The organism is Ciceribacter azotifigens (assembly GCF_048159625.1).
GTDB lineage: Bacteria > Pseudomonadota > Alphaproteobacteria > Rhizobiales > Rhizobiaceae > Allorhizobium > Allorhizobium azotifigens.
Genome location: NZ_JBLQTA010000011.1, coordinates 84523 through 96825, shown reverse-complemented (window position 1 = coordinate 96825; position 12303 = coordinate 84523). Strand labels below are relative to the sequence as shown.

Annotated in this window: 14 protein-coding genes; 5 read left to right on the top strand and 9 right to left on the bottom strand. The window is 64.3% G+C overall.

What is annotated here, in order from left to right; all coding sequences use genetic code 11:
• A complete protein-coding gene (locus ACM6UT_RS16055) occupies positions 1-918 on the top strand; it encodes a 4-(cytidine 5'-diphospho)-2-C-methyl-D-erythritol kinase (protein WP_416798346.1) in 918 nt (305 codons plus the stop codon).
• Positions 915-1457 carry a molybdenum cofactor biosynthesis protein B gene (gene moaB / locus ACM6UT_RS16050; protein ID WP_416798345.1) on the top strand — a complete coding sequence of 181 codons (543 nt, stop codon included), beginning with the start codon at positions 915-917 and terminating at the stop codon, positions 1455-1457. Before ACM6UT_RS16055 ends, moaB begins: the two co-directional genes overlap by 4 nt.
• Before the next feature lie 33 nt (positions 1458-1490).
• Here the strand turns inward: moaB and ACM6UT_RS16045 are convergent, their stop codons facing one another.
• The gene (locus ACM6UT_RS16045) at positions 1491-2018 is read right to left on the bottom strand and encodes a glycosyltransferase family protein (RefSeq protein ID WP_416798344.1); all 528 of its coding nucleotides are present in this window, start codon (positions 2016-2018) and stop codon (positions 1491-1493) included.
• Between the two features lie 129 nt (positions 2019-2147).
• Between ACM6UT_RS16045 and ACM6UT_RS16040 the strand changes: the two genes are divergently transcribed.
• Together ACM6UT_RS16040 and ACM6UT_RS16035 are read left to right on the top strand one after the other, a co-directional pair.
• Positions 2148-3305, top strand: a complete 1158-nt coding sequence (locus tag ACM6UT_RS16040; RefSeq protein WP_416798343.1) for a PA0069 family radical SAM protein — start codon at positions 2148-2150, stop codon at positions 3303-3305.
• Between the two features lie 219 nt (positions 3306-3524).
• The gene (locus tag ACM6UT_RS16035; protein WP_416798342.1) at positions 3525-4217 is read left to right on the top strand and encodes a ribonuclease HII; all 693 of its coding nucleotides are present in this window, start codon (positions 3525-3527) and stop codon (positions 4215-4217) included.
• 102 nt (positions 4218-4319) lie between these two features.
• Here the strand turns inward: ACM6UT_RS16035 and ACM6UT_RS16030 are convergent, their stop codons facing one another.
• From ACM6UT_RS16030 to ACM6UT_RS15995, 8 genes are all read right to left on the bottom strand, one after another.
• The gene (locus ACM6UT_RS16030) at positions 4320-4805 is read right to left on the bottom strand and encodes a F0F1 ATP synthase subunit B (protein WP_416798341.1); all 486 of its coding nucleotides are present in this window, start codon (positions 4803-4805) and stop codon (positions 4320-4322) included.
• Positions 4806-4809: 4 nt separating this feature from the next.
• Positions 4810-5442: a F0F1 ATP synthase subunit B gene (locus ACM6UT_RS16025; RefSeq protein ID WP_416798340.1), complete on the bottom strand. Its 633-nt coding sequence runs from the start codon at positions 5440-5442 to the stop codon at positions 4810-4812.
• 79 nt (positions 5443-5521) lie between these two features.
• Positions 5522-5749, bottom strand: a complete 228-nt coding sequence (locus ACM6UT_RS16020) for a F0F1 ATP synthase subunit C (RefSeq protein WP_046796018.1) — start codon at positions 5747-5749, stop codon at positions 5522-5524.
• Positions 5750-5817: 68 nt separating this feature from the next.
• Positions 5818-6570: a F0F1 ATP synthase subunit A gene (locus ACM6UT_RS16015; protein ID WP_129334490.1), complete on the bottom strand. Its 753-nt coding sequence runs from the start codon at positions 6568-6570 to the stop codon at positions 5818-5820.
• Positions 6571-6614: 44 nt separating this feature from the next.
• Entirely contained in the window at positions 6615-6998 is a 384-nt protein-coding gene (locus ACM6UT_RS16010) for an AtpZ/AtpI family protein (protein ID WP_416798339.1), read from the bottom strand.
• A gap of 267 nt (positions 6999-7265) precedes the next feature.
• Complete coding sequence (locus ACM6UT_RS16005) at positions 7266-8435, bottom strand: cell wall hydrolase (protein WP_416798338.1); 1170 nt, start codon at positions 8433-8435, stop codon at positions 7266-7268.
• Positions 8436-8596: 161 nt separating this feature from the next.
• The gene (locus ACM6UT_RS16000; protein ID WP_416798337.1) at positions 8597-10495 is read right to left on the bottom strand and encodes a potassium transporter Kup; all 1899 of its coding nucleotides are present in this window, start codon (positions 10493-10495) and stop codon (positions 8597-8599) included.
• 16 nt (positions 10496-10511) lie between these two features.
• Complete coding sequence (locus ACM6UT_RS15995; RefSeq protein ID WP_416798404.1) at positions 10512-11486, bottom strand: magnesium transporter CorA family protein; 975 nt, start codon at positions 11484-11486, stop codon at positions 10512-10514.
• Between the two features lie 266 nt (positions 11487-11752).
• Here ACM6UT_RS15995 and ACM6UT_RS15990 point away from each other — a divergent pair, with 266 nt between their 5' ends.
• Complete coding sequence (locus ACM6UT_RS15990; RefSeq protein WP_416798336.1) at positions 11753-12226, top strand: Hsp20/alpha crystallin family protein; 474 nt, start codon at positions 11753-11755, stop codon at positions 12224-12226.
• Positions 12227-12303: the final 77 nt, after the last annotated feature.

The following is a 12303-nucleotide window of genomic DNA, read 5'->3' as shown; positions in this document are numbered from 1 at the left end:
ATGCCCTCCGCCGGACCCGTGATCTCCACCGGGGTCGTCGAGGCGGCGCCGGCCAAGATCAATCTCGCGCTGCACGTCACCGGGCGGCGCGAGGATGGCTATCACCTGCTCGACAGCATCGTGACCTTTGCCGAAGCGGGGGACCGGCTGACCTTTGCCGCCGCAAGCGAGGATAGTCTTTCGCTCTCCGGTCGCTTCGGCGCGACCCTTGCGGCCGATCCGAAAGGGACCGGCGACAATCTCGTCACGAAGGCGCGCGACCTCCTGCGAGAGGCTTTGAGCAGCCGCGGTCTGGATACGCCCCCCGTCGAAATAACGCTCGAAAAGAACCTGCCGATTGCCTCCGGGATCGGCGGCGGGTCGGCCGACGCCGCCGCGACTCTGCGCGGACTGCTGCGGCTCTGGAATGCGGACCTGCCCGCGAGCGACCTCGCGGCGGTCGCGCTGCGGCTCGGGGCGGACGTTCCGATGTGCCTCGAGTCTCGGCCGCTCCGAGCTAGCGGCATCGGCGAGGCGATCACACCCCTCCCCCATATGCCCTCCTTCGCCATGGTGCTCGCCAATCCGCTGAAGGCGGTCTCGACGCCGGAGGTCTTTCGCCGGCTCGACAGGAAGGACAATCCGCCGATTTCGTCGCCTCCGCAGGTCGCTGACCACGAAGCCTGGATCGCGTGGCTCTCCACGCTGCGCAACGATCTGGAGGTGCCCGCGCGTGCCCTGCTGCCGGAGATTGGCGACGTCTGCGACATGCTTGCCGGAAGCGGCGCCGCGTTCGTCCGGATGTCCGGCTCCGGCGCCACCTGCTTCGGCCTCTACGGCGATTATGCCGCGGCCAGAGCGGCCGTCAGCCACCTTTCGCGCCAGCAGCCGCGCTGGTATTTTGAAGCGACCCGAACAGTTGCAGGAGAGACTTCATGAACCGGCTCGACGAGACGCGACCCTTCATTCCCGTGGGAATCGCCGTGCTCACGGTTTCGGACACGCGTACGCTGGCCGATGACAAGTCGGGCGACACCCTTGTGGCACGGATCACCGAAGCCGGCCACAGGCTGGTCGACCGGGCGATCGTTCCCGATGACCGCGACCGCATCTACGACCAGGTGCATGCCTGGACGCTGTCGCAGGAGATCGATGTCGTCATCACCACCGGCGGAACCGGCTTCACCGGCCGCGACGTAACACCGGAGGCGCTGGAGCCGCTGTTCGAGAAGCGGATGGATGGCTTCTCCGAGGTCTTCCACCGGCTCTCCTACGACAAGATCGGCACCTCGACCATCCAGTCGCGCGCCACCGGCGGCGTCGCCAACGCGACCTATATCTTCGTGCTGCCCGGCTCGCCCGGCGCCTGCAAGGACGCCTGGGACGGCATCCTGAAATGGCAGCTCGACTACCGCCACATGCCGTGCAATTTCGTGGAAATCATGCCGCGGCTCGACGAACACCTGCGCCGCGGCTGAGCCGAACAGCCCTCGCCTGACCGCCTTGCCTGCTCACACTGCCGGGCGGCGGTTCTGCCGTGCGACCCAAGACGGGACGAGTTCGCTCGACAGTCGCTGCGCCTTCCGGCCGCGGGCGATATGGTCGAGGTCGCCGGCCGATGTCGCCGCCGCGAGCGCCTCGCCCTTGGTCATCAGCAGGCCCTGCTCAAGAGGCGGCCGACGGCCGATCCGCTGCAAGAACGGCCGCCGGTGGAGGCGCGAGGCCGAGAACTGCGCCGGCTTGCGCGACGAGGCGACGTATTCGCAGATCTCCTCGATCCAGCCGTTCTGCGGCCGCGCGCCCGGCTCGAACAGCAGAATCCAGTCGCCGCGGGCGGCATTCAGGATCTCCGCCATGTTCCACTGCCTATAAAACCGGCACCCCGTCGCCTCGGCCAACTGCGCCGTTCCGTCGCTCGAACCGTGGTCTAGCACCACCACATCGCTGACGAGACCGTCGATCGCGCCGGCGACGAGCACGGCGAGCGTCTGCGCAAGCTCCGGTTCCTGATCCCGGCATTCCATGATGACAGTCAACATGGCACGACATTATCGCCTTGCCCAAAACATTGCCACTGCGACATTTCGCATTTTTGTTCTTGTAATGTTCTCATTTCCGCGCTAGGAATCTATTCATCGAACGGGGCAATGGCCCCTCTGGAGCCTACAATGAACGAATTGTCTCTTGTGGCGCAGGCTGCGTTCCAGCCTGCCAATACGGCGGATATTGCCGATGCTCTGGTGAACTCGTCGGGCCTTCGGGTCGACATCCAGCGGCGGCGTGGGCGCGGCGCGAGCATGAACCCAGGAGGCCGGTTCGAGCCGACCGAGCGGGTCGCCTATGACGACGGCTGGACGACGCTCGAGGACATGCCCCCGTTCCGGACGGAGGTGCAGGTGGAGAAGCCGCGCACGGCGATCACCCGCAACGAATCCCCCGACATTCCCTTCGATCGCTCGGTGAACCCCTATCGCGGTTGCGAACACGGCTGCATCTACTGCTTCGCACGGCCGACGCACGCCTATATGGGCCTCTCGGCGGGCCTCGATTTCGAAAGCAAGCTCTTCGCCAAGCCCGATGCCCCGCGGCTCCTGGAGCGGGAACTCGCCAAGCCCGGCTACAAGCCGCGGACGATCGCGATCGGCACCAATACCGATCCTTACCAGCCGATCGAACGCGAGTGGCGGATCATGCGGCAGGTGCTCGAAGTCTTGCAGAAGGCGAACCATCCGGTCGCCATCGTCACCAAGTCGGCGTTGGTCACCCGCGACATCGACATCCTCGCGGCGATGGCCGAGAAGGGGCTGGCAAAGGTCGGGATCTCGGTGACGACGCTTGACCGCAAGCTGGCGCGGACCATGGAGCCGCGCGCTTCCACCCCGACGCGACGGCTCGAGGCGATCCGCCGGCTGTCGGAGGCCGGCATTCCGACGGCCGTGATGATGGCGCCGGTGATCCCGGCACTCAACGATCACGAGATCGAGCGGGTGCTCGATTCCGGCAAGGCCGCGGGCGCGTGCGAGGCGAGCTACGTCCTGCTCCGCCTGCCGCTGGAGGTAAGCCCGCTCTTCCGCGACTGGCTGCTGCAGAACTATCCCGATCGTTATCGGCACGTGATGTCGCTGGTGCGCTCGATGCGCGGCGGCAAGGACTATGACGCCGAGTTCGGCAAGCGGATGAAGGGCGCAGGTCCCTATGCCTGGCAGATCAGCCGGCGCTTCGAGATGGCGACGAAGCGGCTGGGGCTCGGGCGGCGCAGCATGCAGCTGCGCGACGACCTCTTCGTGCCGCCGAACGGAAGCGGCGTGCAGCTCTCGCTGCTCTGAGACGATGTCCGGCATGGCGGGAGACTTTCTCGCCGTGCCCTGCCCCGGACGACGCCGCCTCCGCGTCGCCTGGGGCCGGCCATTTGCTTTCCGGCGCGGGTTGCCCCTATCCCCACGCGCCGGATAAGTCCCCGGAGCCGCACCGGATGCGGGACATAGTGTCCCGTATCCGGGCCGGGGACTTGCAGGAAGTCGGGTCGGCGTGCGATCAGTGCCGCCATGAAGCGTCGCACGCCGCCCGATTCTCCAGGCCTTTTCGCCGAGCTGCCAGCCGGACCTGATTTCGAGCTGGAACGGCTCGCCGTCCGTGAGGGCTATTCCGGGATCGCCGGAACCGACGAGGCGGGCCGCGGACCTCTGGCCGGACCGGTGGTCGCCGCAGCGGTGATCCTCGACCCGGACAACATTCCGCCCGGCCTCAACGATTCGAAGAAGCTGACCGCGGCGCAGCGGGAGACGCTGTTCGAGACGATCCTCTCCTGCGCGACGGTCTCGATCGCCTCCTCCTGTGCGCGTCACATCGACAGCCGCGACATCCGCAAGGCAAGCCTCGATGCGATGCGGCGGGCGGTTGCCGGGCTCGCCTTGCCGGCCGGCTTCGTGCTCACCGACGGGCGCGACGTGCCGGACGGGCTTTCCTGCCGCGGCAAGGCCGTCGTCAAGGGCGACGCCCGCTCCTTCTCGATCGCCGCGGCCTCGATCGTCGCCAAGGTCACACGCGACCGGATGATGGCGCGGGCCGCAAGCGTATTTCCCCATTACGGCTTCGAGGCCCATGCGGGCTACGGCACGGAGAAGCACCGCATGGCGATCGCGCTCCACGGTCCCTGCCTTCTGCACCGGATGAGTTTCCGGCCATTCCGTATCGACGGCGAGGACGAGACCGAGCTCGAGGTCGAGATCGCTCTCTGAGTACCGAGCGCGGCCGGAACCGCGATGTCGTCCATTGAATTTCAGACATGAAAAAAGCCGGGACAGGGCCCGGCTTTCGTCAATTCTCAGATGCGACCGCTGTTACTGCAGGCGGGACTTGACCTCGCCCACGGCGCTCTTGATCAGGTCGTCCTGGACGGCGGCATCGGCCTTCTTGACGATGATCGTCTCGGCGGCTGCGATCGCAAGATCGACCGCGGCGGCGCGGACGGCGTTGATCGCATCCGTTTCAGCCTGCTTGATCTTCTGTTCGGAGAGCGCATTGCGGCGGGTCACGAACTCCTCGGTCTTCTGCTTGGCCTCGGCGGTCAGCATGGCGGCCTCGCGTTCGGCGGCAGCGACGATGCCTGCTGCTTCCGCTTCGGCTTCCTTGCGCTTGCGCTGATATTCGGCCAGCACGTGCTGGGCCTCTTCGCGCAGGCGCTTGGCTTCAGCCAGCTCGCCGCGGATCTTGTCGGCGCGTTCGTCGAGCGACTTGGCAACCATGCCCGGAACCTTGAGGTAGATAACCAGGGCGAAGAACAGGACGAGACCGACGAAGGCGAAGAATGTTGCGTCGAATTGCATGGGATCAACCCTCCTGCTTGCCGGTCACGGAGGCAACGGCCGACTTGACCTCGGTCTTTGCGATCTTGGCACCGATCAGCTTCTCGACGATCGCGGTCACCGTCTCGCCTGCGATGGCGTCGACTTCGGCGAATGCCTTCGCCTTGATGTCGGCGATCCGGGCTTCGGCGGCTGCGACCTTGCCGGCAAGTTCCGCCTCGATGGCGGCCCGTTCGGCGTCGGCCTTGGCCTTGGCGGCGTCACGCGCTTCGGATGCGATCTGTCCGGCCTTTGCCCTGGCGGCGCTGAGCTCCCGTTCGTAGGTCTCGATGGCCGCATCGGCCTCGGACTTCAGACGGGCGGCCTCGTCGAGATCCTGGGCGATCCGGTCGTGCCGGTTTTCCAGGATGCCGCCGACGCGCGGCACGATGACCTTCTGCATGAGCATGTAGAAAAGGCCGAACGTGATCACCAGCCACAGAAGCTGCGACGGATAGGTGGTCTGGTCGAATGGCGGGAAAACGCCACCGCCGTGGCCCGCTTCGGAGGGGACGCCAGTCTCCGTATGGAGTTCGCCCGTCTGAGGGGCGACGCCGGTCTCCGTGTGGGTCTGTCCCTCTGCCGGAACTTCCTCGGCATAGGCGGGGGTCACAAACATGCTCACCTCCAGGTGTACTACGAATGCGAAGGATCACGGCCGCCGCAGGGCGTGCCGTGATCCCGAACCTCTGACGATATCAGACGGCGAACAGGAGGAGGAGAGCGATGAGCAGCGAGAAGATGCCCAGAGCTTCCGTAACGGCGAAGCCGAATACCAGACGGCCGAACTGGCTGTCAGCGGCAGACGGGTTGCGCAGCGCGCCGGACAGATAGTTGCCGAAGATGTTGCCGAGGCCCAGAGCCGTGCCGGCCATGCCAAAGCAAGCCAAACCTGCGCCGATGAACTTTGCTGCTTCCGCTTCCATGAATGAACTCCTTCGAATGGGTTGTTGCGGCGAATGACTGGCGCCCGAGAGCACCAATGTGGTTATCCTTAGTGCCCGCCAGGGTGAATTGCATCGTTGAGGTACATGCAAGTCAGCACCGCAAAGACGTAAGCCTGCAGGAAGGCGACGAGGAACTCGAGACCGGTCAACGCGACGGTCATAATCAGCGGCAGGACGGCGCCACCGATGCCAAGAGCGCCAAGGGTTCCGAGCGAGGCGACGAAGCCTGCGAACACCTTGAGCGTGATGTGGCCTGCCAGCATGTTGGCGAACAGACGCACGGAAAGCGAAATCGGGCGCGACAGGAACGAGATGATTTCGATCGCCACGACCAGCGGGAGAAGCGCACCCGGCACACCGCTCGGGACGAAGAGATTGAGGAAGTGCAGGCCGTGCTTGTAGAAGCCGTAAACCAGCACGGTGCCGATGACGAAGATCGCGAGCGCGAAGGTCACGATGATTTGACTCGTCACGGTGAAGAAGTAGGGCATCATGCCGAGCAGGTTCGCGGTCAGCACGAACATGAACAGCGAGAAGACCATCGGGAAGAACTTCATGCCGTGACTACCGGCGCCCTCCCGGAGCATCGAGGCGATGAACTCGTAGGACATTTCGGCAACCGACTGCATGCGGGTCGGGATCAGACCGCGGCTCGAAGTCGAGAAGTAGAGGAAGCCGGACGCCGCAGCGACCGTCGCAACCATGAACAGCGAAGAATTGGTAAAGGAAAAGTCAATCCCGCCGATCTCGATCGGTACAATCTTCTGAACCAGGAACTGATGGGTCGGATCGTTTGACACCTTCGGGTCTCTTTCGCTCTGGCCCGCCGTTGACGGGCATTTCCTTACCTTTGATCCGAACGGCTCTCGCCGTCCTGACGCTCGTTTTTCGCCCGCGCGGCACGGTCCGCCGGATGCGGCGCCGACACCATGCCCGCCGAACGAAGGACGTTCAGCACACCGGCACAGAAACCGAGCAGCAGGAACACGATCATGCCCCACGGTGCCGTGCCGACAAAACGGTCGAAGAGATAGCCGAGAAGTGCACCGACGACGATCGCGGAAATGAACTCGCTGGAGAGTTTCATCGCCTGAGCATACCCCTTGCGGCTCTGCTCGGCGCTCTTCTCTGCAGCCTCTTCGATCCCCGTTTCGCGCTTCCTCTCCGCCAGTTCGGCAGCGAGGCGCCTGCGACGCTCTTCGAGACCCTCTCCGCGGTTGTCAGTCATGGTCTCCTCGCCTCCATTTCAGCCTCAGCAGGCCATTTCGGGCCTGTCACGAATGTAGAAACGGTGGGATTTATACCCTTCCGACCCGTTTTGAAGTCGGGCGCACCATAATTTTAGGTGTTCGCATAGTCAAGGCACTGACTGCGCTTGTTTCACCACAAATTAACGTCGGAAAATCATAGACTTAAGTTGAACGCGACGAATCCGCCCACCAATCCGCCCGGGAATCGCACCGGGCGGACACAAAGCGGCTGCGTCTTCGGGGCCTCAGCTCCACCCGCCGCCGTAGGTACGGTAGAAGACGTGGAGACCGATGCGGCCGACCTTCTTCATCGTCTTCGCCCAGGCCGGACGGACGTAAAGGGCGTGATAGTGGGTGGCGGATCCTACCTCCGGCAGCCAGATCTTGCCGGCGGTGACGGCCATGGCAACCTCGCGCGCGACCTTCCAGTGGTACTTGGAGTTCACCCGGTCGCGGATATTGTCGCAGGCGAACGAAAACTGGCAGCGGTTGCGCCAGTCCTCGTTCTGGTAGACGACGCCGCAGATGGTATCGGGATAGGCCGGATTGCGCACGCGGTTCAGGATCACCTGGGCGACCGCCGCCTGCCCCTTCACCGACTCGCCGCGCGCCTCGAAGTAGATGCCGGAGGCGAGGCACTGCTGTTCGCGCGCCGAGAAGACGAAGGGCGGCAGCACCGATGCGGCCCAGGCATGATCGTCCGGGCCGATCTCCGGCCGGAAGCGCCCCGCCTCCTGCTTGTCCGTCAAAATGGCATCGAAAGGCGAGACGCGAGCGAAGTCCGGCTCGACCGGCGCATAGGCGGTCGCGAGCACGTCGGCGTTGCGGTTGGTGACGAGGCCCGCAAGCATCGACGGGACCGCCGGATCGGTCTTCGGTTCCTTCTTGAAGTAGAAGCTCGCGAGATCGACCTTCTTCGGCTTGGTGCGGGCGAATGCCGTGAGGTCTCCCGGGGTGTCCTTCGGCGAAAACAGGAAACTCGTGCGCTGGAGAATGGAGCCTGCCGTGAAGGCTTTCGGCGGCAGCATCGGCTCGACAGCGACGATGCGGCCCTTCTTCAGGCCACGGGTCACGCGCGCCTCGTCGGGAAGTTCCTCCGTCGCCTTTGTCCCGCCGTCCAGCGCGATCTTGCGTCCGTCGGGGAGCAGGATGCCCGCGTCGGACGCGATCGCCGCGACCTGCGACGTCTCGCCGAAGCGCAGTTCCGCCTGGTGGACCGACCCCGCCGGAGAGGCCGTCAGCACCATGCGCCACTGGCTGCCGCCGAAATCGGTTCCGGCGATGAGCCCCGCAATGTCTGCCCTCGCGGCGACGGAGGGAAAGACCAGCCAGGCGACGAAACCCAGAACGGCGGGCGATTTCCATTTTTCGAAGCGGGAAGCGGATTTGTGGCGACTCTGGCTTGTGGCACGCAAGACCGGAACTCCATACGCGACATCGGTTACATTAGAGAAACCTCTCATGTTAACCTTGATGATCGGTTAATGGCCGGGCCTTGCGCGTGCGACAAAGGTGCGGAACCCCGGCAAAACCGGGCTTTCGCATCCCGCACCCGGCAAGATGTGCGGTCTTGGGCTCAGATGATGACGTGGGCGCCGAGTTCGACCACGCGGTTCGCCGGCAGGCGGAAATAGTCCGAAGGGTCGGCGGCGATATTGGCGAGCGCGATGTAGAGCCGGTCCTGCCAGTAGGGCATCCCCGATTTGGCATCCGGCACCAGCTTGCGGCGACCGAGATAGAAGGAGGTCGACATGATGTCGAACTTCAGCCCGCCGCGCCGCAGGCTCGCCAGCGCCTTCGAGACGTTCTGGGTTTCCATGAAGCCGAAGCGGATCTCGACACGCGAGAACCGGTCGGAAATCGGCTCGACAAGGAAGCGCTCGGCCTCGCCCGCCCGCGGGCGGCTCACCGTCTTGATCGTCAGGATGATGTTGCGCTCGTGCAGCACATGGTTGTGCTTCAGGTTGTGCAGCAGCGCGGCCGGCGCGGTCTCGGGGTCGCTCGTCAGGAAGACCGCGGTGCCGGCGACGCCGACGGGCGGATGCTCGCTCTTCTCGAGCGAGGCGACGAAGGGCAGCAGCGGGACGTCGCTGTGGCGGGTCTTGGCAAACAGGATCGCGGTGCCGCGCCGCCAGGTCCACATGACGACGGTGAAGCCTGCCGCAAACAGCACCGGCACATAGCCGCCGTCGTGGATCTTGAACATGTTGGCGCCGAGGAAGACCAGTTCCAGGCAGAGCAGCGGCAGCAGGACGATGGTGGCGACCACCCGCGACCAGTTCCAGCGGATGCGGACGAATTCGAAGGCCATGATCGTCGTCACGACCATCGCGCCGGTCACGGAGATGCCGTAGGCGGTGGCGAGCGCCTCGGAGCTTTCGAAGAGCAGGACGAGACCGAGCACGCCGATCAGAAGCAGGGCGTTGACGGACGGCAGGTAGATCTGGCCGGTGTGGGTCTCCGAGGTGAAGAGGATCTGCATCCGCGGCAGGAAGCCGAGGTGGATCGCCTGCCGCACCAGCGAGAAGGCGCCGGTGATTACCGCCTGGCTGGCGATGATGGTCGCAGCCGTCGCCAGGATGACCATCGGTAACAGCGCCCAGCCGGGGAACATGAGGAAGAAGGGATCCGAGGCCGTCTCCGGATGCTTGAGCACCAGCGCCCCCTGCCCCAGATAGTTGAGCACCAGCGACGGGAAGACGAGCACGAACCAGGCGAGCTGGATCGGCTGGCGGCCGAAATGGCCGAGGTCGGCATAAAGCGCTTCCGCCCCCGTGACCGTCAGGAACACTGCACCCAGCACGACGACCCCCAGGAACTGCTCCCGCCAGAGAAAGCTGACGGCGTGCCAGGGGTTGAAGGCGGAGAAGATGCCGAGGTCGTCGGAGATGTGCAGAAGTCCGCCGAGCGCCATGGCGACGAACCAGAGCGCCGTGATCGGTCCGAAGAATTTCGCCACGACGCCTGTCCCGCGAGACTGAACGGTGAAGAGACCGAACAGGATGCCGACGGAGATGAGAACGATGTAATCCTCCGATTGCGGCACGGCGAGCTTCAGGCCTTCGACGGCGGAGAGAACCGAAAGCGCCGGCGTGATCATCGCGTCGCCGAGGAAGAGCGCGGCACCGATCAGCCCCAGGAACATCAGCACGGTCGAATGACGGCCGGCATGCTTCATTAGCAGCGCCAGCAGCGACAGCGTGCCGCCTTCGCCGTCGTTGTCGGCCCGCAGGAGGAACAGCACGTATTTCAGCGTGACGATGATCGTCAGCGCCCAGATCATCAAAGAGATGATTCCGATGATCTCGACCCGCGTGATCCCGTCGTGGCCGACGGGCTTCAGCGCCTCGCGGAACGCATAGAGCGGGCTGGTGCCGAGGTCGCCGTAGACGACGCCGACGGAACCGAGCGCAAGACCGAGGAGGCGACGCAAATCCTTGCCCGTAGCAGGCTGAGCCGAATGGGTATCAGGCATGAGTGACACAGGCTCTTCAGAGCCAGCCTTTCCAGCGGAAAAACAGGAACGGAATGACGGCCGACAACAGCATCAGCATAAGTGCGAGGGCGTAGCCGTAGTTCCAGCCCAATTCGGGCATGAATTGAAAGTTCATCCCGTAGACGGATGCGACCAGGGTCGGCGGGAGGAAGACGACCGAGGCGATCGAGAAGATCTTGATGATGGCGTTCTGTTCGACATTGATGAGCCCGAGCGATGCATCGAGCATGAAGGTGATGTTGTTCGACACGAAGGCCGCGTGCTCGGAAAGCGACTGGACGTCGCGGCTGACGATGCGCAGGAGTTCGCCCGCCTCCTGGTCATGGCGGATCAAGGGAAGCGCCCGGAAGAACGAGACGAGTCGCGAAAGCGAGACGAGGCTGTCGCGGGTCTTGCCGACGAGGCGCTGGTGTCCGGCGATGTCGATCAGCTTGTCCTCGAGATAGCGCGGCGGCCGGCGTCTCGCGGTTTTCTGGTCGACGAAGACGTCCGCCGCAAGGGCATCGATGCGGGCGACGGTGACTTCGAGGATCTCGGCCGTCCGGTCGGCGACCGTCTCCAGGAGACGTGCCATGAGCTCGGCGCCGGTGCGGTAATTGACCCCCGTGCGATGCAGGGCGGCGGTGAACAGCGCAAAGGACTTGGGCTCGGCGTAGCGGATCGTCACCAACCGGTTGCCGGTCAGGATGAAGGCTACGTCCGTCAGTTCCGGGAGGCCCGTTTCGACCTTCCACACCAGCGACGCCGTCATGTAAACGCCGCCTTCCTCCACGTAGAGCCGGCTGGACGGTTCGATGTCCTTCAGCTCGTCCCGCGTCGGCAAAGGAATGCCGAGCAGTCCCTCGACCAGCAACTCCTCCTCGCGGTCGGGACTGACCAGATCGAGCCAGAGAATGTCGGGGTCGAGACTCTGCGGCGGATCGCCCGGCAGGATAATTTCCGCATCTCCGCGGTTGCGGCACGCTCTGATCAATCGAGACGCCTTTCAGCTCCGGAGGGTCCGGCCGCTCCGACGGCGGAGACAATCACAACTGGCCCATGGATGGCAAGAGCCATATTCTTGTCCCACCGCGCTGCGGAACAGGTGCTGTCCGGTCCGCGTTCGAAGAGCGAAGCGGCGGCAGGGCCCGCCCGCTCGACACTTTCGCCGTTATTCAAGCTTGATCTAAATCAAGGATCGCTGAAGCACGATCCGTAGTATTCTTTCTGTGGACGAAAAGCCCAAAGGAGGATGCAATGAACGATAAGTCTTCTGGTTCTCTTCCAAGCCTCTGGTCAGACAATCCCTTCGCCGAGTTCCGCAAGGAAATGGACAAGGTGTTCGACGGTTTCTTCGGTCGCGGCGGTCTCCTGAAGGGAGGCGACAAGACCGAAGGCTTCATGGCGCCGTCGATCGACGTTGCGGAGAACGACACGGCGATCACGCTGACGGCGGAACTGCCGGGCATCTCCGAGAGCGATGTCGATGTCTCCATTCAGAACGGCGTCCTGACGCTCAAGGGCGAAAAGAAGTTCGAAAAGAAAGACGAGAAGGACAACTACCGCCTGGTCGAACGGCGCTACGGCAGCTTCCAGCGTTCGATGAGCCTGCCCGCCAGCGTGGACGAGGCAGCGGTGAGCGCCAAGTTCGACAAGGGCGTCCTGACGGTGACCATGCCGAAGAAACCCGGCTCAGCTCCCAAGGAGCGCAAGATCGCGATTGAGAAGTAAGCGGTCTTGGCACCCTGCCGCCGCCCTTTCTCCCCCCGGGGCGGCGGCAGCCTTCGGCTGACGCGCGCACCGGAGCC

Bases quoted from the DNA above. Each gene is read 5' to 3' on its own strand.
- moaB (WP_416798345.1), top strand. From the start codon at position 915: ATGAACCGGCTCGACGAGACGCGACCCTTCATTCCCGTGGGAATCGCC.
- ACM6UT_RS16020 (WP_046796018.1), bottom strand. From the start codon at position 5,749: ATGGAAGCGGAAGCAGCAAAGTTCATCGGCGCAGGTTTGGCTTGCTTT.
- ACM6UT_RS16025 (WP_416798340.1), bottom strand. From the start codon at position 5,442: ATGTTTGTGACCCCCGCCTATGCCGAGGAAGTTCCGGCAGAGGGACAG.
- ACM6UT_RS16040 (WP_416798343.1), top strand. From the start codon at position 2,148: ATGAACGAATTGTCTCTTGTGGCGCAGGCTGCGTTCCAGCCTGCCAAT.
- ACM6UT_RS16035 (WP_416798342.1), top strand. From the start codon at position 3,525: ATGAAGCGTCGCACGCCGCCCGATTCTCCAGGCCTTTTCGCCGAGCTG.
- ACM6UT_RS16010 (WP_416798339.1), bottom strand. From the start codon at position 6,998: ATGACTGACAACCGCGGAGAGGGTCTCGAAGAGCGTCGCAGGCGCCTC.
- ACM6UT_RS15990 (WP_416798336.1), top strand. From the start codon at position 11,753: ATGAACGATAAGTCTTCTGGTTCTCTTCCAAGCCTCTGGTCAGACAAT.
- ACM6UT_RS16055 (WP_416798346.1), top strand. From the start codon at position 1: ATGCCCTCCGCCGGACCCGTGATCTCCACCGGGGTCGTCGAGGCGGCG.
- ACM6UT_RS16045 (WP_416798344.1), bottom strand. From the start codon at position 2,018: ATGTTGACTGTCATCATGGAATGCCGGGATCAGGAACCGGAGCTTGCG.
- ACM6UT_RS16000 (WP_416798337.1), bottom strand. From the start codon at position 10,495: ATGCCTGATACCCATTCGGCTCAGCCTGCTACGGGCAAGGATTTGCGT.
- ACM6UT_RS16030 (WP_416798341.1), bottom strand. From the start codon at position 4,805: ATGCAATTCGACGCAACATTCTTCGCCTTCGTCGGTCTCGTCCTGTTC.